Annotated in this window: 21 protein-coding genes; 12 read left to right on the forward strand and 9 right to left on the reverse strand. The window is 63.5% G+C overall.

Annotation, left to right across the window (positions count from 1 at the left end; genetic code table 11):
- Nucleotides 1-8 precede the first annotated feature (8 nt).
- On the forward strand, nt 9-1,301 hold the full coding sequence (locus NEK97_RS02000) for an MFS transporter (protein ID WP_257368436.1): 1,293 nt from the start codon (nt 9-11) through the stop codon (nt 1,299-1,301).
- Here NEK97_RS02000 and ribA read toward each other — a convergent pair.
- Nucleotides 1,288-3,177: a GTP cyclohydrolase II RibA gene (gene ribA, locus NEK97_RS02005; RefSeq protein ID WP_257368192.1), complete on the reverse strand. Its 1,890-nt coding sequence runs from the start codon at nt 3,175-3,177 to the stop codon at nt 1,288-1,290. The two genes, NEK97_RS02000 and ribA, sit on opposite strands and share 14 nt — an antisense overlap.
- 148 nt (nt 3,178-3,325) lie before the next feature.
- On the opposite strand from ribA, the gene NEK97_RS02010 reads away from it, so the two are divergent.
- Nucleotides 3,326-3,586, forward strand: a complete 261-nt coding sequence (locus NEK97_RS02010) for a hypothetical protein (protein ID WP_257368438.1) — start codon at nt 3,326-3,328, stop codon at nt 3,584-3,586.
- Nucleotides 3,587-3,646: 60 nt separating this feature from the next.
- On the opposite strand, the gene NEK97_RS02015 is transcribed toward NEK97_RS02010, so the two are convergent.
- Nucleotides 3,647-4,000, reverse strand: coding sequence for a TraR/DksA family transcriptional regulator (locus NEK97_RS02015; protein ID WP_257368193.1), 354 nt, complete (start codon nt 3,998-4,000; stop codon nt 3,647-3,649).
- 6 nt (nt 4,001-4,006) lie between these two features.
- Nucleotides 4,007-4,489 (reverse strand): pyridoxamine 5'-phosphate oxidase family protein, encoded by a 483-nt coding sequence (locus NEK97_RS02020; protein WP_257368194.1) that lies wholly within the window; start codon nt 4,487-4,489, stop codon nt 4,007-4,009.
- A 218-nt stretch (nt 4,490-4,707) separates the two neighbouring features.
- Between NEK97_RS02020 and NEK97_RS02025 the strand changes: the two genes are divergently transcribed.
- The gene (locus NEK97_RS02025) at nt 4,708-5,118 is read left to right on the forward strand and encodes a hypothetical protein (protein ID WP_257368195.1); all 411 of its coding nucleotides are present in this window, start codon (nt 4,708-4,710) and stop codon (nt 5,116-5,118) included.
- A gap of 48 nt (nt 5,119-5,166) precedes the next feature.
- Here the strand turns inward: NEK97_RS02025 and NEK97_RS02030 are convergent, their stop codons facing one another.
- Nucleotides 5,167-5,784 carry a dihydrofolate reductase family protein gene (locus NEK97_RS02030; protein WP_257368196.1) on the reverse strand — a complete coding sequence of 206 codons (618 nt, stop codon included), beginning with the start codon at nt 5,782-5,784 and terminating at the stop codon, nt 5,167-5,169.
- A gap of 82 nt (nt 5,785-5,866) precedes the next feature.
- Entirely contained in the window at nt 5,867-6,262 is a 396-nt protein-coding gene (locus tag NEK97_RS02035) for a hypothetical protein (RefSeq protein ID WP_257368197.1), read from the reverse strand.
- Between the two features lie 37 nt (nt 6,263-6,299).
- On the opposite strand from NEK97_RS02035, the gene arfB reads away from it, so the two are divergent.
- The 3 genes from arfB to uvrA are packed head-to-tail and all read left to right on the forward strand — an operon-like array spanning nt 6,300 to nt 9,777.
- A complete protein-coding gene (gene arfB / locus NEK97_RS02040; RefSeq protein ID WP_257368198.1) occupies nt 6,300-6,719 on the forward strand; it encodes an alternative ribosome rescue aminoacyl-tRNA hydrolase ArfB in 420 nt (139 codons plus the stop codon).
- Between the two features lie 45 nt (nt 6,720-6,764).
- Nucleotides 6,765-7,199, forward strand: a complete 435-nt coding sequence (locus NEK97_RS02045; RefSeq protein WP_257368199.1) for a RidA family protein — start codon at nt 6,765-6,767, stop codon at nt 7,197-7,199.
- Between the two features lie 10 nt (nt 7,200-7,209).
- Nucleotides 7,210-9,777 carry an excinuclease ABC subunit UvrA gene (uvrA, locus tag NEK97_RS02050; protein WP_374111502.1) on the forward strand — a complete coding sequence of 856 codons (2,568 nt, stop codon included), beginning with the start codon at nt 7,210-7,212 and terminating at the stop codon, nt 9,775-9,777.
- Nucleotide 9,778: 1 nt separating this feature from the next.
- Here the strand turns inward: uvrA and NEK97_RS02055 are convergent, their stop codons facing one another.
- Nucleotides 9,779-11,527, reverse strand: coding sequence for a pyruvate dehydrogenase (locus NEK97_RS02055; protein WP_257368200.1), 1,749 nt, complete (start codon nt 11,525-11,527; stop codon nt 9,779-9,781).
- A gap of 141 nt (nt 11,528-11,668) precedes the next feature.
- Nucleotides 11,669-11,908: a hypothetical protein gene (locus NEK97_RS02060; protein ID WP_257368201.1), complete on the reverse strand. Its 240-nt coding sequence runs from the start codon at nt 11,906-11,908 to the stop codon at nt 11,669-11,671.
- A 520-nt stretch (nt 11,909-12,428) separates the two neighbouring features.
- Between NEK97_RS02060 and ligD the strand changes: the two genes are divergently transcribed.
- Genes ligD through NEK97_RS02075 form a run of 3 tightly spaced genes read left to right on the forward strand, consistent with a single transcriptional unit; the run spans nt 12,429 to nt 15,367 of the window.
- The gene (gene ligD / locus NEK97_RS02065; protein ID WP_257368202.1) at nt 12,429-13,667 is read left to right on the forward strand and encodes a non-homologous end-joining DNA ligase; all 1,239 of its coding nucleotides are present in this window, start codon (nt 12,429-12,431) and stop codon (nt 13,665-13,667) included.
- Nucleotides 13,664-14,872 (forward strand): cation:proton antiporter, encoded by a 1,209-nt coding sequence (locus tag NEK97_RS02070; RefSeq protein WP_257368203.1) that lies wholly within the window; start codon nt 13,664-13,666, stop codon nt 14,870-14,872. Before ligD ends, NEK97_RS02070 begins: the two co-directional genes overlap by 4 nt.
- Before the next feature lie 33 nt (nt 14,873-14,905).
- Entirely contained in the window at nt 14,906-15,367 is a 462-nt protein-coding gene (locus tag NEK97_RS02075) for a phage tail protein (protein WP_257368204.1), read from the forward strand.
- An 89-nt stretch (nt 15,368-15,456) separates the two neighbouring features.
- Here NEK97_RS02075 and NEK97_RS02080 read toward each other — a convergent pair whose 3' ends face one another.
- Nucleotides 15,457-16,650, reverse strand: a complete 1,194-nt coding sequence (locus tag NEK97_RS02080) for an NAD(P)/FAD-dependent oxidoreductase (protein WP_257368205.1) — start codon at nt 16,648-16,650, stop codon at nt 15,457-15,459.
- A gap of 4 nt (nt 16,651-16,654) precedes the next feature.
- Complete coding sequence (locus NEK97_RS02085; RefSeq protein ID WP_257368206.1) at nt 16,655-16,861, reverse strand: DUF2945 domain-containing protein; 207 nt, start codon at nt 16,859-16,861, stop codon at nt 16,655-16,657.
- 265 nt (nt 16,862-17,126) lie between these two features.
- Between NEK97_RS02085 and NEK97_RS02090 the strand changes: the two genes are divergently transcribed.
- The 3 genes from NEK97_RS02090 to NEK97_RS02100 are packed head-to-tail and all read left to right on the forward strand — an operon-like array spanning nt 17,127 to nt 21,795.
- Nucleotides 17,127-18,149 (forward strand): 3-oxoacyl-ACP synthase III, encoded by a 1,023-nt coding sequence (locus NEK97_RS02090; RefSeq protein WP_257368207.1) that lies wholly within the window; start codon nt 17,127-17,129, stop codon nt 18,147-18,149.
- Nucleotides 18,143-20,818: an alpha/beta fold hydrolase gene (locus NEK97_RS02095; RefSeq protein WP_257368208.1), complete on the forward strand. Its 2,676-nt coding sequence runs from the start codon at nt 18,143-18,145 to the stop codon at nt 20,816-20,818. The genes NEK97_RS02090 and NEK97_RS02095 overlap by 7 nt, the downstream gene beginning before the upstream one ends.
- Nucleotides 20,815-21,795, forward strand: a complete 981-nt coding sequence (locus NEK97_RS02100; protein ID WP_257368209.1) for an NAD(P)-dependent oxidoreductase — start codon at nt 20,815-20,817, stop codon at nt 21,793-21,795. Before NEK97_RS02095 ends, NEK97_RS02100 begins: the two co-directional genes overlap by 4 nt.
- Nucleotides 21,796-21,799: the final 4 nt, after the last annotated feature.

Genomic DNA, 21,799 nt, shown 5'->3' on the forward strand with positions numbered 1-21,799 from the left:
GCGACACCATGAATCCCGCCGCACGAACGATCCAACGTGTGTACCTCACACTGACGCTGGGTAATACCGTGGCGGCGTCCTTCATCTGGGGTATCAACACCCTTTTCCTGCTTGATGCGGGCCTCAGCAACTTGGAAGCCTTCGCCGCGAATGCCTTCTTCACAGCTGGCATGGTCCTCTTCGAAGTTCCCACCGGGGTGGTCGCCGACGGTTGGGGCCGCCGCGTATCGTTCCTGCTCGGTACCGTGACACTGGCCGTGTCCACCTACCTGTATTACGTGCTCTGGCAGGTCTCAGCCCCGTTTTGGATGTGGGCAGTGGTTTCGGTCCTGCTGGGCCTTGGCTTCACGTTCTTTTCCGGAGCCGTCGAAGCTTGGCTCGTGGACGCACTGCGATTCTCCGGTTACGAAGGCGGGCTCGAATCCGTGCTTGGCCGCGGGCAAATGGTCCAGGGCCTCGCAATGCTGTTTGGGTCCGTCGCGGGCGGCGTGATTGCCCAAGCCACCAACCTGGGCGTGCCTTTCCTTTTGCGCGTGGGGGTGCTGCTTGCCATGTTTGTAGTGGCCTTCGGTCTCATGCACGACGTCGGTTTCTCGCCTGAGCCTTCAACCAGCCCTATGCGGGCTGTCCGTACCGTACTGACGGCCTCGATAGACAACGGCCTGAAAAACCGGCCCGTTCGGTACATGATGCTGGCCGCTCCCTTTAGCGCCGGCGTCGGAATTTACGTCTTTTACGCTCTGCAGCCGTACCTTCTCAACCTTTTTGGGGACCCGAAAGCCTATTCCATCGCGGGCCTGGCCGCCGCGATTGTCGCAGGCTCGCAGATTCTGGGCGGCTGGCTGGCCCCGCACGCCCGGGGACTGTTTCACAAACGCACGTCAGTGATGATCCTCGCCAGCCTGGCGGGTGCCGTGATTCTCCTCGTGCTGGGATCCACGCGCGTGTTCTGGGTAGCCCTGGTGCTGCTGGCGTTGTGGGCCGTGGTGGGTTCTGCGGCTACTCCGGTCCGACAGGCGTATGTGAATGACATGATCCCGTCGAAACAGCGGGCCACCGTCCTCAGTTTCGATTCGCTGATGGGTTCCAGCGGCGGAGTGGTGATCCAACCACTCCTGGGCCGCGGCGCGGACCTTTACGGTTATCCGGCTTCATTGGCCATGGCCGGCGTTATCGAGCTTATTGCGGTGCCCTTCCTGCTGGCGAGCAGGAAGCAAGGGGCTGCGGCGGACCGGGCCAGCACCTTGGCTGCGGAACCAACCCCGGAGGGCCCAGCTCCTGAAACGCCTAGAACGACCTGACGGTGAACCCCAGGCCCAGCAGTCCCCGGCCTGCTTGCTCAACAATGGGGTCGAAGCTGAGCGTCGGATGGTTCAGGAGGACATTCACGTCCCTTTGGATGCGCTGCAAGGGATGCGACAAGCGGTGTGCGCTGCCGCCCGAACCCGCGACGACGAGCCTGACCGCGGCCTCCGACGCCTGGCCGCTGAGGGCAAGTGATAGCCGGTACCGCGACCGCTCAGTATCCGTGGGCTCCGTGTCGGACCGTCCGATCACCGCAGCCAGGATTTGGATGGCCTCCTCCCAATGCATCCTCGCGGTGGCAACCTGTCCGAAGGCCTCGGAGAAACGGGCTTGGGCAAGTACAGAGTCCGCTTGGCGCACCTCGGTAGTGTTTTTGACCTTTCGCACCATCAATTGCGCTTGAAACAGCTCCAAGGCATGCTCTGCGGCGCCCAAGGCGGTGGACGGTGCCACCAGGTTCAACAGCGTCGCCATCGGGATGTGAAGTGTGGGGTCGGGGTGGACCAAGCTTCCCGGGTTGTCCGAAGCGACCAGGGTGGCCCATTCCAAAACCCGGTGGTCAGGAACGAAGAGCTGGTCCGCGCGCAGGTCATTGCTGCCCGTCCCCCGCAACCCTGCGGTATGCCAGGCGTCCATCAATTCGAGCCCCGCGACAGGGACCAAGGCCTGGAGACGGACACCGTCGCAGTCAACAGCCAGGAGCGCCCACTCCGAATGCATGACTCCGGAAGCAAAACTCCAGTGGCCGGAGATGCTGTAGCCACCGGCAACCTTTATGGCGGCGCCAACCGGGGCACCCGTCGCTGCCGCCAGGGGAACGCCGCCAAAGGCAAAGACTTCGTCCTGGACTTCCTTGGGCCAGCGGGCCAGCATCCACACATGTTCCATCAGGTGCCCGGCGGTCCATGCAGTTGATGCGCAACCACGGGCAAGCTGCCTGACCACCCCGGCATAGTCCTCAACGCCAAACCCGTAACCTCCAACGCCCTTGGGCGCGAGGAGGCGGAAAACGCCCGCCTCATGAAGGTCATTCACGGTAGTTTCGGGCAAACGACGGAGTTCTTCGGTTTCGGATGCGCGTGCCCTGAGGTGCGGGACCAGGGCTCCTGCCCGGGAGATCAAAGTTCCCGGGCTTGGCGGTTCCGTGTGGAATCCCGGGCTCCGGACCTCCGGGACAGGCTCAGGCACCAAGGCAGGCTCAGGCAATTCCAGCACATGTCCTGTCCGGTCGCGTTTGGCTGCCAGGTACGCCAGGTTGGCTTCGGACACATGGACGCCGGTGGGCACTCGTTCGCTGATGTCGATTCCCAGTGCGGAGAGCTGTGCTGCCTTGTCAGGATTATTGCTGAGGAGCCGGATTCGACTGGCACCAATGGCCTGGAGCATCTGGACTCCGGCGGAGTAGTCACGTTCGTCTTCGTCATGGCCAAGAGCCAGATTGGCTTCGTAGGTATCCAGGCCGTTGTCCTGGAGCGCGTAAGCATCCAGTTTGGAATACAGGCCAATGCCCCGGCCCTCCTGTCGAAGGTACAGCAGGAAACCTCCGACGGCGGCAATCTCCTCCACCGCTTCACGCAGCTGGGGACCACAGTCGCAGCGCTCGCTGCCGAAGACGTCACCTGTCATGCATTCGCTGTGAAGGCGCACCAGAGGAGCAACACCTGTTTCGCTATCCGGGGCCAGCAGGGATTGCTCCCATGAGCCGAGGGCCAGAAGCAAATGCTCCTTGCCGTCAGCCAGGCCGTGGAACGTGAAGACTTCCGCCGGCGTCCGGAATCCGTCAGGAAACTGAAGCGGCACGGTGACGTTGCTGCGAACCGTCGCCCTGGGCAGCGATGCAGCGGGTGGAGCGATGTCCAGGCAGGCGGTCATGTGGGGTCCTTCAGGGTTTGACTGGAAGGGCAAAGCTTGAACCTTCAAGTTAACCGTACAACTTATTGGTTGAACCTGCAACTAAAATGTCGACGGTAGAGTCCCTTGCGGGAAGATAGGGGAAACCTCTTCTGAAAGCGTGGCCGCATTGATTTCCCTACAGCAGGATCCCCAAGGTTTCATCCGCATGAAGCGCCACTTCCCAAACGGCATCAACGTACAGATCACCTTCACCGATGGCACGCAGGAGATCCTCAGCGGCCGGCAACTCAACGAGGCCTACGACCAAGCCCTGGCGGACTACCGGGCGGGTAATCACCTCGATGCCAAGGGCTTCTCCCGTGGACCGCAAAAGAAAGTTCACCAGGGCATCGAGTACGTTCCGGTCAAGCCGGGGATGGGGACCTAGCGGACGCGGAGCCTGAACCCCGAGCAGCCAAGGAAGCGAAACGGCCACTCTTCGAAAGAGCTATGCCCTGCCGGAGGAATGCTTAACGCAGAACGGCGTCCATGGCCGGGCCTCCAGCCGGCCCTCTGGTATTACCGCACCACACACGGCGCACAATCCATAGCTCCCTGCGACAATGCGCTCAAGAGCGGCGTCAATCTGGGCCAGTCCACGCTTGCTCTGCTGCAGTAGCGCAGAGGCCTGGGAAAGTTCAAAAGCGATGGTGCTGCCCTCGGGGTCATGCTCGTCATCAACATTCGAGTCCTGCCGTGCGCGGTTCACCGATGTGATGTCGCTGCTCAGCGCCGCGAGAAGTTCGAGCTTCTGCTGCTTCTCGTCCTCCAGGAGGCGCCGAAACCGCCCCGAATCAACCACGTCGGTTCACAGGTCAACCGTACCGCTCTCGCCGACGCTCATCCGCGAGTGGGTGACCTTGGACTTCACCCACTGCAGCACAGTCGCAGCCGTGCCACCAGGGCTGGTCCAGTACTCGGCAGACTCAGAGTCGACACGCAACAGGCAGACCTCCGGGGTCTCAGGGCCGTCCGGGAACCACGCTTCAACTGTTTGGTTCCACATGTCGCGGATTATCTGCCGGTCAGTGACCACCTCGGCGTTTCCGGCAACAGATACCCACTCCGTGTTCTTTCCGAAGGACACGTTGACCCGAGGATCATTTCGGACATGCGCTACCTGTGACGTACCGAGTCCCGTGAAGAACCACATGTCGCCGTCGTCCTTGACATCCTGGATCGCCAGCGGACGGCTAACCAAAGCACCTTGTTCATTGACTGTGGTCACCATGCCAATCTTGGCACCGTTGATGATGTCCGTGACTTTGCTGATGTCGCGCTCTTCTGCCATGTTCGCCTCAACTCTCTTCGTTCGGGGACGCCCCCACGCCCAGCCTATTAGTAAGTTTGCTTATTGACCACCGGTGGTGGCCGACAACGGCAGCAACGGGAATCAAGAAGGGCTCCTGTCCGTTTACTTTTCATGATGGTGTGACGTGGCAATGACCACGGGCGCCTGGGCTTGAGTGAACGGGCTTGAGCGACGACAGGAAGTGTGGGGAGCTGGCCATGACGTTAAACGAAACCATCGCCCATGTTGAGGCAGCGCACCTCATGGTCCGAGACGACAAAGAGTGGGACGGGCTATCAAAGGGTCTATTGGACGCCTACAACATTCAGGACGAGGACCTTATTGAGCAGCTAAAGCCACCGTTCCTGCAGTCATGGCGGACCGTCACCACCTACGTCCTGCGCGACGCCTTCGATGCCACTGAGATTACCGTGGCGGATCCCAACCATCCGTGGGGTATTGCGACGCTCATGGCAAACGGGACCAGCAGCGAGCCCATATTGTGGCGTGAGGCCGGTGACGGAAACCGCAGCATCGAAGGCCCCGCAGGCTTCGAACTTCTGAAGTTCTCCGAAGCCATGACCCACTACGCCGACTGCTTGAAGAGTTTGCTCCCCGAACAGCCCTAGTCCCGGCTGTCCACCAGGACCCTGCGGATCCTGTTCCTGTGCGGTGCCTCACACTCGGCCAGCCCGTGGGCCGTCGATAACGGTGGGAATGTACTCGAGCATTTGCAGCCCGCCTCCAAACGTCCTGCTTCCCACCATGTCAAGGGAGACATCCGGATAGCCGTCGTAAATCCGCTCCCGTCCCGTCCGGCCTGTGATGACGGGGAAAATGACCAGTCGATACCTGTCAACCAGGCCTGCAGCCAGCAAGGAACGGCTAAGACTGAGGCTGCCCAGGGTCATCAACTTCCTGGTTCCGGATTCCTTCATCCTTCGCACGGTCTCCACCGCGTCACCGCTGACCAGCTCCGAGTTGGGCCACGCCAAGGGCTCCTGCAGGGTGGATGAGAAGATGACTTTGCGCATGGCGGCCAACCCGGTGAGGGCGGCGTCTTCTTGTTCGGAGAAGCCTGAGTCTTGGCCCGCGGCCTGTTCGGACATACCTGACATGACCCTGTAGGTATTTGCCCCCATCAGAGTGGTGAACTCCTTTTTGCCTTCTTCCTCCAGCCACGCCAGGTACTCCGGGCTCTCCAGCCCCCACCATCCCGGCCACCCCTCGGCTGAAGCGTAACCGTCCAAGGAAATAATCAAGTCCACTGTCAGCGTGGCGGACGATTCGCTCATCTGGATCTCCTGGTTTTGGCCGCACGGACCTGCCGTTCGCAAATGCTAGCTCCGCACCGATCGGGCGTTCAAGGGCCAGCGGCTAGATGATCACCAGGAGAAGTCCACCGACAGTACTCAGGAAACCAATGCCAGTAAGGACCCAGCCAAGAATCAGCACGGTGTTGTCGTACTTGGGCGGCTGAAGGGAGCATCTGGAGGGGTGGCAGATATCGTAGTGGACCACCACTGACCGTGATGTGAGGCTGCCATCTTTTGCGGCGACGTCCAGGAGGACTTTCTGTTCCTCATTGCGTTGGTCCACCCAGTGGAGTCCCAGGTATCCCCCGGCGGTGAACTGTTCGCCGTCGGCCGCCGCCCAGGGGCAGCGGCGCCTCGCAGCAACCCACGCGATGACCAGCAGAGGCACGCCGGGGACAAACCCCACCCACGTCATCACCTCAAGAATGGGGCCGAGGAAATCCAGGGAACCGGCCATGACAAGATCCTAGCGTGGGGCGTGCAACGCTTAATCCATGGACTTGGACATCCCGCCCTCGCTGAAAATCCCCGCCGCTGAACTCAGCTGGCGGTTTTCGCGGTCCTCGGGCCCGGGCGCGCAGCACGTCAATACCACCGACACCCGCGCCGAAGTGATGTGGAACGTCGAGGAGTCCCTTGCCCTCACTGATGAGCAACGCCAACTCCTGCTCCAGCGGCTTGGTCGCAGGCTCGTCTCAGGCGTCATTACTGTGACGGCGTCCGAAGAGCGGTCCCAGCTTCGCAACAGGGAGCTCGCCCTTGCCAAACTGGCCGGCCTCATTGAGACGGCCCTCGTTCCCGAGTCGGTCCGTCGGCCTTCCAAACCAACCCGTGGCTCGGCACGACGCCACAGGGCTGCCAAGGAACAACGGTCGGCAACCAAGCAACAACGACGTCGGCCTGCCGCCGATTAGCGGCGCCCCCTTTTGGCCGTCGACGCCGGATGGCACCATACCCTCATGTCACCTATTCAGCGCCTCCGCCCACCCGGGTTGGTCAACAGCCCCGCCTTCAGCCACGTCGCCGTCGTTCCCCCCGGCGCAACAACCATCTACGTCGGTGGTCAGAACGCCGTAGACCGGAACGGAAAACTGGTTGGAGAAGGCGACGCAGCCATCCAGTCTGCCCGCGCACTGCACAACGCCAAAACTGCCCTCGAGGCCGCGGGCGCGGGCCTGGAAGACGTCATCCAGTGGACTGTGCTCTTCGTTGAAGGTGCCGACCTCTCGGCAGGCTACGGAGCGATTGCTGCGCAGCTCGCTTCAGAGGAGCCACCCCTGGTGACGGCAGCTTTCGTGGCGGGCCTGGGCGTACCCGGTGCGCTGGTGGAGATCAGTGCGGTAGCCGCCGTCGTCAACGCTGAGGAAAACGGTGCGGGAGCCGGACGCCGATAGAGTCGTGTCAATGGACAGCAAACTGATGACGACCCAACGGCCCGGACCCGACCCTGCTGCACCGCAGTCCCCCGCCGAGGACGGCTTCGTGAGGGTCCACGGGGCCCGCGAGAACAACCTCCGCAATATCGACGTGGACGTCCCGCGCGATTCCATCGTGGCCTTCACCGGAGTTTCCGGTTCCGGGAAATCCTCCCTGGCCTTCGGAACCATCTTCGCCGAAGCCCAACGCCGCTACTTCGAGTCCGTCGCGCCCTACGCACGCCGGCTTATCCAACAAGGCCACAATCCCAAGGTCGAGTCCATCACCGGGCTGCCACCCGCCGTCGCGCTCCAACAACGCCGTGGTACCGCCAGTACCCGCTCAAGCGTGGGAACAGTGACCACCTTGTCGAACTCGCTGCGGATGCTCTTTTCACGTTCCGGGACCTACCCCGATGGCGTCGGGCAGCTCGACTCCGATGCCTTCTCCCCCAACACCGCAGCAGGCGCCTGTCCCGAGTGCCACGGGCTCGGGACCGCGCACACAGTCACCGAAGCCTCCTTGGTCCCCGATCCGACCCTCAGCATCCGGGACGGCGCCATCGCGGCCTGGCCCGGCGCCTGGCAAGGTAAGAACCTCCGCGACATCCTGACCCATCTGGGCTACGACGTGGACACCCCGTGGCGGAAGCTCCCAAAGAAGGACCGCGACTGGATCCTGTTCACCGAAGAGCAACCTGTGGTGGAAGTGACGCCGCAGCGCGATCGGGTGGCCAAACCCTACAAAGGCAGGTTCTGGAGCGCCCGGAGCTACGTGATGCACACCCTGGCCGATTCCAAGAGCACCACCATGCGCGACCGCGTGCTGCGCTTCATGGTCAGCGGCCCATGCCCACGCTGCGGCGGCAGCGGGCTCCGGCCGGAGGCGCTGGCCGTGACCTTCGCCGGGAAGAACATCGCCGAACTCAACGCACTGCCCATGACCGAACTGGCCGACGTTATCCGGCCAACCACGGAGCTCGCTTCTGCTGGGACGGCTTCCCGAAAGCAGTCCTCCGGCGAAGCAACTGAAGTAGCCGTTGCGATCACCCGCGACCTGCTCAAGCGGCTCACGGTACTGACCGACCTTGGCCTCGGATACCTGGCATTGGGCCGCCAAACGCCTACGCTTTCCCCGGGCGAAATGCAGCGGCTGAGGATTGCCACGCAGCTGCGTTCGGGGCTGTTTGGGGTGGTCTATGTGCTCGATGAACCATCGGCGGGGCTGCACCCCGCAGATGCCGAATCCTTGCTCGATGTCCTGGACCAGCTCAAAGCCTCCGGCAACTCGGTGTTTGTGGTCGAACACAACATGGAATTCGTGCGGGCTGCCGACTGGCTGGTTGATGTTGGTCCGCGCGCGGGTGAAGGTGGCGGAGAAATTCTTTACAGCGGCCCCGTCGCCGGCCTTGCCGACGTGAAGGAGTCAGTGACGCGGCCGTTTCTCTTCCCTGCTACCAGCAGTGCGGGGAATCAAAAGAACGACGACGGTCCAGCCGCCGCCGGGAGTCGAGGGAGCACCAGCCAACCCCGGGGAGCGAATGAATGGGTGACGCTTCACAACGTCAACCGGCACAATCTGCGCGACCTCGAGGCCGGATTCCCGCTGGGCGTCCTGACCGCCGTGACCGGTGTGTCAGGCTCTGGAAAGTCCACCCTGGTCAGTCAGGTCCTGGCAGAGGTAGTGGACGCGGCAATTCATCCGGGGACCATCGAAACAGCTGACCGGGACGTACCCAACAGTGCGGGGTCAGTCTCCGGGCTCCATGGGCTGGACCGCCTCGTCAAGGTCGACCAGAAGCCCATCGGCCGTACGCCGCGTTCCAACCTTGCAACGTACACCGGCTTGTTTGATGGGGTGCGGAAGGAGTTCGCTGCCACCGAAGATGCCCGTGCCCGCGGCTTCGGCCCTGGCCGCTTCTCCTTCAACGTCGCTGGTGGGCGCTGTGAAACCTGCCAGGGCGAGGGATTCGTTGCCGTGGAGCTTTTGTTCCTGCCCGGCAGCTACGGGCCTTGCCCGGAATGCCAGGGCTCACGGTTCAACCCGGAAACCCTTGAAGTGAAGTACCACGGTAAGAGCATCGCAGATGTCCTGGGCATGACAGTGGAGGCTGCGTCCGGCTTCCTGTCCGGGCTGCCAGGCGTCGCACGCAGCCTGCAAACCCTGCTGGAGGTGGGCCTGGGTTACCTTCGCTTGGGACAGCCTGCCACCGAACTCTCCGGTGGTGAAGCCCAACGCATCAAGCTCGCTACTGAGCTGCAACGCGTTCAGCGGGGACACACCCTTTACGTCCTCGACGAGCCCACCACGGGGCTTCACCCCGCTGATGTGCAGCTCCTCATGGCGCAACTGCACCGGCTCGTGGACGCGGGGAACACCGTGATCGTGGTCGAACACGAGATGGACGTCGTTGCCGGGGCTGACTGGGTGATCGACCTGGGACCGGGCGGCGGCGACGCCGGCGGCACAATCATCGCCGCTGGGCCGCCGGCCGCCGTCGCGCGTTCCACCACCAGCCGGACGGCACCCTACCTGGCAGCCGCTTACGGGCGCTGAGTCAGCGTCGCGGGATGTTCCGCAGGTTGCTGCGGGCCATGCTGACAGCCTCACCGGCACCGCGGTTCAGCACCACCTTGGACATCGCAGTGGCGAAGCCGATGACCTGCGAACCCGAAATCTTCGGCGGGATGGACAGTGCGTTCGGGTCCGTGATGAGTTCCACCAAGGAAGGGCCGGGATGCGCGAACGCCTCCCGGTAGGCGGCCTCAATGTCAGCAGGATCCGTAACGCGCACGGCATGGAAGCCCAGGGCCTTGGCCACGCCCGCATAGTTGGCGTCGGGCACATCCACACCGAAATCGGGCAGTCCATCCACCAGCATTTCGAGCTTGACCATGCCCAGGGTGGAGTTGTTAAACACCACGACGTTGACCGGCAACTGGTGCGCTGCCACGGTGACGAGCTCGCCCAGCAGCATGGACAAACCGCCATCGCCCGACACGGAAACCACCTGCCGCCCCGGATAAGCCAGCTGCGCACCGATGGCATGTGGAAGCGCGTTCGCCATGGACCCGTGCAGGAAGGACCCAATCAACCGACGGGTACCCAACGGGTTGATGTAGCGGGCAGTCCAGACATTGCACATTCCAGTGTCGGCGGTGAAGACGGCGTCTTCGGCAGCTACCTGGTCGAGCAGGGACGCCGCGTATTCGGGGTGGATGGGCTGCTTCTTCTCGACCTTGCGCGTGTAGGCACCCACCGCCTTATTCATGAGCCGATCGTGCTTCTTGAGCATCTGGTCCAGGAAGCGCCGGTTCTTCTTTGGCTGTACCAACGGCAGGAGGGCTCTCAGAGTGGGGAGCACGTCGCCATGGACTGCGATGTCGACGTCGGTCCGACGCCCCAGCCGCTGCGCGGCGCGATCAACCTGCGCGGTCCGGGTGTCCGGGAGGAACTGGTCATAGGGAAAGTCGGTACCCAGCAGGATGAGCAGGTCGGCGTCTTCGATACCCTCGGCGGCGGCACCATAACCGAGCAGTCCGGTCATGCCGATGTCGAACGGGTTGTCGTACTGGACGAAGTCTTTGCCCCGCAAGGAATGGCCAATCGGGGCGTTGATCAGTTCAGCCAAGGAGATCAGCTCACTGTGCGCGCCTTCGACGCCCGCGCCGGCGAAAATGGCGACCTTTCCGGCGTCGTTGATGGCTCCAGCCAGTTCCTGGACGCTGGTTGGATCAGGGACCAGACTGGCGGGCCGGAAGGTCGCCGGCAGGGGCGTAGGCGCGACGGCCTCGAGTCCCGCGATATCCCCCGGCAGGGTAACCACGGCGACACCGCCCAGGCCCAGTGCGTTCTGGATGGCGCTGTGCATGACCCGCGGCGCCTGTTCGGCGGTGCTGATCATTTCGGAGTACACGGAGCATTCGTTGAAGAGCCGGTCCGGGTGGGTCTCCTGGAAGAAGCCACTGCCGATCTGCTTGCTGGGGATGTGGGAAGCAATGGCCAAAACGGGTGCGCCGGTACGGTTGGCATCGTAAAGGCCGTTGATCAGATGCAGGTTCCCCGGGCCGCAGGAGCCTGCGCAAACGGCCAGCTTGCCGGTGAGCTGGGCCTCGGCAGCAGCAGCAAAGGCGGCAGCTTCCTCGTGGCGGACATGGATCCAGTCGATGCCGCCCTTGCTTGACCCGCCTGTTTGGCGGACTGCATCGACCATCGGGTTGAGGCTGTCCCCCACTATTCCGTAGATCCGCTGCACCCCGGCAGCCTGGAGTTGTTCGATAAGTTGGGTGGCAAGTTCCTTCGCCATAATGTGCAGGCTCCCTCAGTTGTGGCGGTGGGCTGACATGGCCAAATATAGTCGCCCAGCCTCCGGGCAGCCTGCGCATCATAGTGCCGGGACGTGGTCAGTCCCGGCCCAGGGCCGGAGCACGGACTGGCCAGACCCTTTTCAGGCCGCCAACCGGGCCCCAAACAACCGCTCTGCCAGCAACAGCAACTGTCCCGGGACATCCGTTTCATTGCCGTCGCTCCCCTGGCCGAGAAACACGGCGTTGCCACTCACCGGATCCTCGATAGGGGTGCCGGCTTCGCGGATCAGGACTTCAGCCCGGTGGTTCAGGGGCAACGGAATGGACTCAGCCTGGTCATTGAGGAAAGCATGCCAGCCACGCCCTGAAATGACTTCCACATTCCCCTCCACTAGTGACTGCCGATTTGCAAGTCCCGCCCCGATTTCCTGAACCCTGATGGGCTCATGAAGCCGGGCAGGAACAATAAGCGCAAAAAGAAACTTCTGCATTTCAATCTTTATACTTTCTGCCAGGCAGTCGTCTCATGTTTTTCCTTGAACAAACGTGAGTCGACCGCATGCCCGACGAAGTCCCTCAACCCTGAGGGGTCACCGCCCGCACGGCGGCCTTACCGGTGGCTTTTCCTGGGCTTGGCGAACAGGTTCTCGTTGCCCTCCGCCTTGGCACGCTTTTCTGCCCTCTTTTCCAAGATGGTTTTCCCGGGTTTCTTCTTCTTCGCATTGATCGGTGATTTACCGGACAAGCCAATCATTCCCTTCGAATTCGCTTTAGAATCACCATACCCGTTTATATTTTTAAAGCCAGTCTGAGCCTTTTGGCCACCCCGATTGCTGCGGCCATGCACTTTGTTTCATCGCAACTCTGGTTGTGACGGCTGTTGCTTGCTAGCGTGGCCGCATGAGCCCCTCCAAGACGCCGGCGGAGATCCTGGACGTCGACGGCGCCGAAGTCCGCATCTCCAATCCGGATAAGGTGGTTTTCCCCGAGCCCGGGCTGACCAAGATGGACCTGGTCCGCTACTACCTGGCGGTCGCTGACGGTGCCTTGCGGGGAGCCGGGGGCCGCCCCATGGTCCTCAAACGCTTCCCGAAGGGCATCAACGCTGAGCCGTTCTTTCAAAAGCGCGTGCCTGAGAACCATCCGGAGTTCATCGATACAGCAACCCTGCACTACTCATCAGGCACCTCCGCTGAAGAAACCGTCATCAGGGACGCGGCAGGCCTGGCATGGGTGGTCAACCTGGGATGCCTTGACCTGAACCCGCACCCAGTACGAGCCGAGGACCTCGAGCACCCGGACGAGCTCCGGGTCGATCTCGATCCGATGCCGGGGGTGGACTGGTCACAGATCGTGGACACCGCCTACGTCGCGCGCGAGGTAATGGCCGACGTCGGACTCGTGGGGTGGCCCAAAACCAGCGGTTCGCGGGGGCTCCACATCCTGGCGCGTATTACGCCGCAGTGGTCCTTCCGCGATGTTCGGCTGGCTGCAGAAACGCTGGCGCGTGAAGTGGAGAACCGCGCCCCGGGGCTCGCCACAGCGCGGTGGTGGAAGGAAGAACGCGGCGAAAGCGTCTTTGTCGACTTCAACCAAAACGCCAAGGACCGCACCGTGGCATCAGCCTATTCGATCCGGTCACTCCCCGATGCCAGGGTATCGACGCCGCTGAGCTGGGAGGAAGTGCGGACCGCCCGACCTGAACAGTTCACCGTACTTACGGTTCCGGTCCGCTTCGCCGAATCCGGCGATCCCCACGCGGGCATTGATGACGCCGCTGGTTCACTGGACGGCCTTCTCGCACTGGCCACGGAGCTCGGGCCGGCAGAGAAGGCGCCGCGGGCCGGTGACGGATCGGGCAGGAGGATGTCCAGCATGCCGCTCATTGAGGTGGCCAGGACCAAAACCAAACCGGAAGCACTTGCAGCACTCGAACAGTGGAAGGCAAGCCATTCCGACCTCACCTCCGCGCTACGCCCTGCGGATGTCCTTATTGACGGTATGCGGGGTTCGAGTTCCCTTTGGTACCGGGTGCGCATCAACCTCCAACACATACCGGAAGAACACCGTCCTGCGCAGGAAGCCCTGGTAGCCAACTATGATCCCTGGGCCGGCAAGGATTGGCCCGGCCGGCCGTGACATCGGCGACGCCCATGCAGGATCTGTCCACTTCATTGGTGCTGATAGCCCTGCTCGCCGTGGCAGCGCCGCTTGCGGCCCGGTTGTTGGATCGTGTAGCCAAGGTCCCGATCGTGGTCTTCGAGATTGGCTTGGGAATCCTGTTGGGCCCGAGCCTGCTGGGATGGATCGAGTCGACCCATTTCACCGACACCCTGGCCGACTTCGGCGTTGCCATGCTGTTTTTTGTCGCCGGAAACGAGATCGAGTTTTCGACCATCCGGGGCAGGCCTGCCAACCGCGCAGCAGCGGGTTGGGTGATCTCCCTCGCCGCAGGCATCGGCGCCGGACTCCTGCTGGCTCCAGGCCCGGAAGCGGCCGTCATCATTGGCATCGCCTTATCCTCCACTGCGCTGGGTGCCATTCTGCCGATCCTTCGCGATACGGGAACCTCGGCCTCGCCTCTTGGGATCGCCGTAACAGCCCTCGGGGCAGCCGGCGAGTTTGGGCCGCTGATCGCCATCTCACTGTTCTTCAGCGGGCGCCAAGTAGGCTTTGCGTCGGCGGTATTGGTGGGTTTCGTTGTCCTTACCGGCGTTGCGGTCTTCGTCGCTTCCCGCGCACGCCACACCGCGTTCCACGCCCACGTGACCCGGACCCTGCACACGAGCAGCCAGTTCGCGGTCCGGTCCATCATGCTGATCCTGAGCGCACTGGTAGTGCTGAGCATGGTGTTGGGCCTGGATATGCTGCTCGGCGCTTTCGCCGCCGGCGTCCTCTGGAAAACCGTCATGGCCCGGGCTCCGGAGGAGGACCGCAAAGTGGTTGAAACGAAGATCGACGCCGTTGCGTTTGGTTTCCTGGTCCCCATCTTCTTTATCGACGCCGGTATCGACTTCGACCTGGCTGCCTTGACCTCCAGCCCCGCTACCCTGGCCTTGGTCCCCTTGTTCGTGGCCCTCTTGCTCATCATCCGCGGGCTGCCATCATTGCTCGCCTCTCCGCCAGGCGCCCCGCCCAACGAGAAGCGGGCTTTGATCCTGTTTGGGGCAACTGGGCTGCCCATCATCGTTGCCGTGACCGCCATCGGCCGGGACCAGGGGCTTATAACCAGCGGAATTGCCTCGGCACTGGTGGGGGCCGGAATGATCTCACTGCTGCTCTTCCCGCTCATGGCACTCCGCCAGATCCGGACAAGGCTCAGGACGGATGCGCGGCCGGGTTAGCATGGGTGCGGACACGTCCTACAAGGAGGCTGCATGCCGCACATCGTTGATTTTGAGAAGGTTTCCACGGCTGGGCTTGAGACTTCTCCTGTGGCCGAGGCCCTCGCGGGCCTGCGCGCCAACGAGGCCCGGTATTTCCGGAACAAGTACCAGCACGTCTTCGCTGTGAGTCCGGCCAGCGAGGTCCCCGACGTCGTTGAACGGGTGAGCCGCATCCTCCGGGAGGAACGCGGGATCGTTATCGGATCGCCGGCCCTGGAAGCTACCGCCTTCGAAGTCGACGGGCTGAGCATGGCCTACGTTTTCTACCAATCGGGGCTGTCCATCAACGTGATGTACGGCATCGAGGGCGGCAAAAGAGCTGTGGGCTTCAAACTCTCGGACGGCATGGAGGTTCCGGAGGAACTGGCCGCGAACTTTAAGTTCGCCAGGCAGAAGTCCAAGCTGGCTGGGGTCATCCGCGGTTCGTACTTCGTCATCAAAGGCGAGTACTAACCCAGCAGGCCCAGCAGGCTTGACCGGACGGACGACGGCGACCTCCCGCCGTCGTCCGTCCGTCCCACCGACGGCGATGGGCGGCGTCGTCAGGCGCGACCCCGAAGGATCAGCCGCCAATAAACCTGCGGGAACATGATCCTGTCCACCCACCAGGAAAGCCGGCTCTCCTTCCACGTAGGCACTTTGGGGATGGTTGGCATGGGCCGGTAGTGGTTGTCGAATTCTGCGAAGACCACCGTGTTGCGGGAAACCGTAAACGGGCACACTGAGTAGCCGTTGTACTTCTGCGTGACGGGTTTTCCTTCCCGGGCCGCCACGAGGTTTCTGGCGAGCACCTTGGTCTGCTTCCGGAGCGACCCGCCGGACTTTGAGTTGGATGTGCCGGCAGCATCGCCCAGGGACCAGACGTTGGCGTACCGGGGGTGGCGCAGGGTTTCCGTGTCCACCTCGACAAAGCCGCCCTGGTCCCCCGCGGCCGGGAGGTCGGTGGATGTGAGCCAATCGGGCGCGGACTGGGGTGGTACGGCGTTGAGGACCTCGTACTGCAGCTCTTCGATGGTGCCTGCTGCGGTGTCACGGATACTGACTGTCCGGCTGGCCGGGTCCACCGAGACCAGTTCACTGTTGGTCCGGAGCTCAATGCCGTACTCGGCTATCTTGCGTTCCAGCTCCTGGTCCACCTCCGGGACACCGAACACCGTGGGATATGGCTGGACCATCACGACACGGATTTTGTCGAGGACTCCCTTTTCCTTCCAGTAGTCGCAGGCCAGGTACATCGGTTTTTGGCTGGCGCCGGCGCATTTGACGGGACCGGCAGGCATGGTGAAGATGGCCGTGCCCGAACGCAGGGCGCTGAGCAAGCTCCACGTCTTGGGGGCCAGCTCAAATTCGTAGTGGGACGATCCATAGGGCGAATTTACGGCCTCTGCCAAGCCGGGCACTGCTTCCCAGTGGTACTGCAACCCTGGGCACACCACCAGGTGCCCGTAGTCCACTGAAGAGCCGGACTCCAGCATGACGGTGTTGGCCCCCGCATCAACGTCCGTTGCCTTGTCCCTGATCCAGGTGACTACCTTGGGCATCACGGACTGCTGGCTGCGGACAGCTTCCTTCACTTGGGCGCGTCCGCCCGCGATATGGGAAAACAACGGTTGGTACAGGTGATGGTCGCGGGGCTCGATGAGGGCAACGTCCTTGACCCCGTACCTCACCAGGCGGGCTGCCAGGGAGACACCGGCGTTGCCACCACCGATGATCACTACCTCGTGCCGGGCCACGGCACTACTTCTTCTCGGTCAACGCTGCGCCCTTGTGCGCTGCCCGCGCGCCGGTCTTCTCCGATTCGACGACGTATTGCGGCTCATCTTCGCTGGCACGGTGCATGTTCCCGTCCAGCTCGAAGTCGCTGGTCTTCTTCTCCACGATTTTGCCTTGGGTCTTCCCCTGGGAGGTGTTCCACTCCACGCGGGTCCCTTTGCTCAATGTCATGTCCGCTCCTGGTAAGTGGTGGTCTCCCCTAAGATGCTCCCTAATGGTAAGCATCATGATCATTTCCCGGTAGCCCCGCTCCCCGCGTCATGACACCCCCCGGTTGTCTGTCATGCTTAAGGGTCGCCATTTTTACGCGCCGGGACTGCGGCGGAATCTTGGTGCACGCCGAACCCGGAGCACAACTGCGCTTTCGGGCTTGGAATGGCGTAATAGGGGTACAGTCACCGCAGGAACGCGGGACAGAAACGAACAGGGGCTTGAATTGGCAGGGAACGCAACCTTCAGGCACAGCAACACCGCTCTGCTGTCGGTTAGTAGCGTCGAGGCTCCACGGATCGTCAGCTCCTCGGACTTCGACCGGAAGTTGGCTACCACCCTGAAGCGGCTTAAGTTCCCGCCCCGGCTCCTGGAACGCGTTGCGGGCGTCACGCACCGACGCTGGTGGGCGGCTGGAACATCCTTTGACGATGCCGCCGTCGAGGCCGGGGCGAAGGCCTTGGCCGATGCCGGAGTCGAAGCTTCAGAGGTCGGGTTGTTGATCAACACCTCCGTTACCCGCCGCAACCTCGAGCCGTCCGTTGCAGTGAAGATCCATCACGAACTGGGCCTGCCATCCTCGGCCATGAATTTCGACCTCGCCAACGCCTGCCTGGGGTTCGTCAACGGGCTGATCCTGGCCGCCAACATGATCGATTCCGGACAGATCAAGTACGCGATCATCGTCAACGGTGAGGACTCACAGCTGACGCAGGAGGCGACCCTTGCCAGGCTGCAGCGGCCCGAAACGACCCGGGAAGATTTCAACCGGGAATTCGCCACCCTGACCCTCGGGTCAGGAGCCGCGGCCGCAGTCCTGGGACCGGCCGACGAGCACAGCGGAGCGCACCGGCTGGTGGGCGGCGTGATGCGCGCCGGCACCGAGCACCACGAATTGTGCGTGGGTGGCATTGACGGCATGACCACCGACACGAAGGGCCTGCTCGACGGCGGCCTGCAACTCGTCGTCGACGCCTGGCACGAAGCCCAGCCCGAATGGAACTGGACGGCCATGGACCGCTACGTGACCCACCAGGTCAGCAATGCCTACACCCAGGCCATCATCAACGCCGTGGGGCTGGACCCTGACAAAGTTCCCATCACCTTCCCGCACTGGGGAAACGTGGGTCCGGCTTCACTCCCCATGACCCTTGCCGCCGAGGCGCAGTCCCTGCGCGCCGGCGATAGGGTCCTCTGCATGGGTGTCGGATCCGGGCTGAACGCCGGCATGGTCGAAATCGTATGGTGACAGGTACCTGGCCGGGCGTACGCCCCGAATGGTCACGGACAATCGGCGTACCCTCCACTTCCGCCGTTGACGCTCCCGGAACCGTTCGCCAATGGCATCTCCTGGACAACGGTGGACAGCTCGCGCGGCGCGGCCTTACCCCAGCCGGCACCCTGCTCTGCGTGCATGGGAACCCCACCTGGTCCTATCTGTGGCGAACACTGCTGGCCGCCGGAACCGATCCTGCCCAGCCTTGGCGCGTCATCGCGGTCGACCAACTGGACATGGGCTACTCGGAACGTACGGGCGAATTCCGTAGCCTCGCCGACCGGATCAATGACTTGGGCGACCTCACCGATGCCTTGGGCGTGGAAGGCCCCGTGGTCACTGTCGGCCACGACTGGGGAGGTGTGATCAGCCTCGGCTGGGCGTTGGCCCACCCCGCGGAGCTCACCGGAGTGATCCTCACCAACACAGCGGTCCACCAACCATCCGAATCCAAGATCCCGTCCGCATTGCGGCTTGCCTTGCACCCGGCCGTCCACTCCTGGGGGACGACGACGTCCGACGCTTTCCTGCGGGTCACGCATTCCTTGGCGTCTCCTCCGCTGGCCGCCGAGGTCCGGAAAGCGTACATGGCCCCCTACAAGGGTCCGCACCGCCGCAGTGGCGTGGGAAATTTCGTGGCCGACATTCCCGCTGACGCCACCCACCCCAGCTTCCCCGCGCTTGAAGCCGTGGCCGAGGGCTTGCGCGAAGTAAAGGTCCCCGCTTTGATGCTCTGGGGACCGCGCGACCCTATTTTCTCCGACCGCTACCTCAAGGACCTTATCGGCCGCCTTCCCCACGCGGAGGTCCACCGCTTCGAAGGGGCAGGCCACCTGCTCGCAGAAGACCGCGACATTGCCACACCTGTTTTCCAATGGTTGGCAGGGCACACACAGGACAGAACCCAACACAGCGCAGACTCCGGACAGGACGCCGTGGTGTCGGGGGAAGCTGCCCTGGAGCCTGCTGCTTTCCGTCCCCTCTGGGGCGAGCTCGGCACCCTCGCGGACTCTGACGCCGCCGCCGAGACAGCCGTTGCGGAAATGGCGTCCGATGGCAGTGTTGCACGGTCGCTGAGCTGGCACGGACTCAACCGCAGGGTGTTGGACGTCGCGGCAGGACTCCGGGAAGCCGGTGTTGTCAGTGGCAGCCGCGTGAGCCTCATGGTCCCGCCAGGCGTGGACCTGACAGTGGCACTCTATGCCTGCCTTCGGCTGGGCGCCGTGGTGGTCGTAGCGGACGCCGGGCTCGGAACCAAGGGCCTGAGCCGCGCTGTCAAGGGGGCAACCCCTGATTTCCTGATCGGTATTGACAGGGCACTTGCTGCAGCCGCCGCGCTCGGTTGGCCGGGTCGACGGATCAGCGTCCAGGACCTGCCAGCCACCCGCCGTCGAATCCTTCGGGTTGAAACCTCGCTTACGGCGTTGGCCAGTCGAGGGTCGGACACTCGGGACATCCACCACACGGCCGTGGACCCCGATGCTCCGGCGGCCGTGCTGTTCACGTCCGGATCAACGGGCCCCGCCAAGGGCGTTCTCTACACGCACCGGCAATTGGCTGCGACGCGGGATACCCTGGCGACAACCTTCGATATCCGTCCGGGCGCCCGGCTCGTGGCAGGCTTCGCTCCGTTTGCCCTGCTGGGTCCCGCCCTGGGTGCCGTCTCGGTCACCCCGGACATGGACGTTACCGCCCCCCGCACCTTGACTGCCCGCGCCCTGGCAGATGCCGCTGCAGCGATCGACGCCACAGTGGTCTTCGCCGCCCCGGCAGCACTGCGCAACGTCCTGGCCACTCGGGACGGGATCAGCGGAGCGGGCCAAACAGCACTAGACCGGGTCCAGCTGCTCCTCTCCGCCGGCGCCCCTATCCCGGAGCCTCTCCTGGCACAGGTGCAGCTGTTGTTGCCGGGTGCCTCGCTGCACACGCCGTACGGGATGACAGAAGCCCTCCCCGTCACTGACATCAGCCTCCAGGAGATACAGGCCGCCGAAGCCGCCGTCGGGACCGTTAAGGGAGCCGGCAACGGCGTCTGCGTCGGCACGCCGGTTCACGGTGCCCGCATTGCCGTCATTCCGCTCGCTGAGGACGGGACCGCATCAGGTTCCCGGCCCGTGACGGAGGCCGGCGTGACGGGCGAGGTCCTGGTCACCGCACCCCATGTGAAGGACTCCTACGACCGGCTCTGGTTGACCCAGCAAGGGAGCACCAATCCTGTCGGCTGGCACCGGACCGGGGACGTAGGGCATTTCGACGCCGAAGGCCGCCTCTGGCTGGAAGGCCGCCTTCAGCACGTCGTCACCGCGCCAGGCAAGGCAGTGACGCCTGTTGGTGCGGAGCAGGCCGTCGAGCGTTTGGACGGTGTGGGGCTGGCCGCCGTCGTAGGCGTTGGTCCTGCGGGCACCCAGGCGATTGTCGCCGTCGTCGAGACCGTCCCTCCGGTCCGGAAGGCCGGTCCCGCCGCGCCGCATCTGGCGCACCGCGTCCGCGCCGCCGCCCGGGAAGCGGGCGTCGATGTCTCTGCCGTGTTGATGGTTCCCAACCAGCCCACGGATATCCGGCACAACGCCAAAATAGACCGGACCCGGCTGTCCGCTTGGGCTGCACGGGTGCTGGCTGGTGGCCGTCCGGGTAAGCCATGAACGTCCTGGTCACAGGCGCCAGCGGCTTGCTGGGCCGGGAAGTGGCCCGGCTGCTAGTGCGGCAGGGCCATAACGTCACGACATTCCAACGAAGCCCTTCCGCGATCGACGGCGTCACGGACGTGCGGGGGTCGGTCATGGACCCTGTTGCGCTTCGCAGCGCCCTCAAGGGCGTGGACGGGGTGATCCATCTCGCTGCCAAAGTGTCGTTCACGGGCAGGGCGGCCGAGTTCGACGACGTCAACGTTCGCGGGACTGCCCATGTGCTCTCCGAAGCCAAGGCCACCGGGGTACGCGAGATGGTCTTCGTGTCCTCCCCCTCCGTAGCCAATTCAGGTGCCGCCATCGCCGGCCTGGGAGCCGGACCGGCCGACCCCAAGCATGCCCACGGCCACTATTCCCGGACCAAGGCAGAGGCCGAACTGCTGGCACTCGCGGCGGATGCGCCCGGTTTCCGTGTCACCGCGATCCGCCCGCACGTCGTGTGGGGACCGGGTGACACCCAGCTCGTGGAGCGCGTTCTCGCCCGCGCAAAGCAACGGCGGCTGCCGCTGCTGGACGCCGGCGCAGCCCTGATCGACACCACCTACGTGGACAACGCGGCCTCGGCCATTGTCACCGCACTGCACCGAATGGACCATGTACACGGCAAAGCCCTGGTGGTCACTAACGGCGAACCCCGGCCCATCGGGGAACTGCTTGCCGGCATTTGCGCTGCAGGCGGGGTTCCGGCCCCTGCATGGTCTGTACCGGGCCGCGCGGCCCGGGCGGTGGGTTCGGTGGTCGAGAAACTTTGGATCCTGGCAGGACGAACAGAAGAGCCGCCAATGACGAGGTTCCTCGCTGAGCAGCTATCCACTGCGCACTGGTTCGACCAGCGCGAAACGCGGCAACTCCTCGATTGGAAGCCGGCCGTTTCCATCGACGAAGGACTGGCCAAACTCGGACAATACTACGGTACGGGGCAGCATCGCTGAGGCG

It is taken from the genome of Paenarthrobacter sp. UW852, assembly GCF_024608385.1.
Classification (GTDB): Bacteria; Actinomycetota; Actinomycetes; order Actinomycetales; family Micrococcaceae; genus Arthrobacter.

What these genes read in the sequence shown, in the direction of transcription:
- NEK97_RS02000 (WP_257368436.1), top strand. Translation starts at nt 9, where the DNA reads ATGAATCCCGCCGCACGAACGATCCAACGTGTGTACCTCACACTGACG.
- ribA (WP_257368192.1), bottom strand. Translation starts at nt 3,177, where the DNA reads ATGACCGCCTGCCTGGACATCGCTCCACCCGCTGCATCGCTGCCCAGG.
- NEK97_RS02020 (WP_257368194.1), bottom strand. Translation starts at nt 4,489, where the DNA reads ATGGCAGAAGAGCGCGACATCAGCAAAGTCACGGACATCATCAACGGT.
- NEK97_RS02025 (WP_257368195.1), top strand. Translation starts at nt 4,708, where the DNA reads ATGACGTTAAACGAAACCATCGCCCATGTTGAGGCAGCGCACCTCATG.
- NEK97_RS02030 (WP_257368196.1), bottom strand. Translation starts at nt 5,784, where the DNA reads ATGAGCGAATCGTCCGCCACGCTGACAGTGGACTTGATTATTTCCTTG.
- NEK97_RS02035 (WP_257368197.1), bottom strand. Translation starts at nt 6,262, where the DNA reads ATGGCCGGTTCCCTGGATTTCCTCGGCCCCATTCTTGAGGTGATGACG.
- arfB (WP_257368198.1), top strand. Translation starts at nt 6,300, where the DNA reads ATGGACTTGGACATCCCGCCCTCGCTGAAAATCCCCGCCGCTGAACTC.
- NEK97_RS02045 (WP_257368199.1), top strand. Translation starts at nt 6,765, where the DNA reads ATGTCACCTATTCAGCGCCTCCGCCCACCCGGGTTGGTCAACAGCCCC.
- uvrA (WP_374111502.1), top strand. Translation starts at nt 7,210, where the DNA reads ATGGACAGCAAACTGATGACGACCCAACGGCCCGGACCCGACCCTGCT.
- NEK97_RS02055 (WP_257368200.1), bottom strand. Translation starts at nt 11,527, where the DNA reads ATGGCGAAGGAACTTGCCACCCAACTTATCGAACAACTCCAGGCTGCC.
- ligD (WP_257368202.1), top strand. Translation starts at nt 12,429, where the DNA reads ATGAGCCCCTCCAAGACGCCGGCGGAGATCCTGGACGTCGACGGCGCC.
- NEK97_RS02075 (WP_257368204.1), top strand. Translation starts at nt 14,906, where the DNA reads ATGCCGCACATCGTTGATTTTGAGAAGGTTTCCACGGCTGGGCTTGAG.
- NEK97_RS02085 (WP_257368206.1), bottom strand. Translation starts at nt 16,861, where the DNA reads ATGACATTGAGCAAAGGGACCCGCGTGGAGTGGAACACCTCCCAGGGG.
- NEK97_RS02095 (WP_257368208.1), top strand. Translation starts at nt 18,143, where the DNA reads ATGGTGACAGGTACCTGGCCGGGCGTACGCCCCGAATGGTCACGGACA.
- NEK97_RS02100 (WP_257368209.1), top strand. Translation starts at nt 20,815, where the DNA reads ATGAACGTCCTGGTCACAGGCGCCAGCGGCTTGCTGGGCCGGGAAGTG.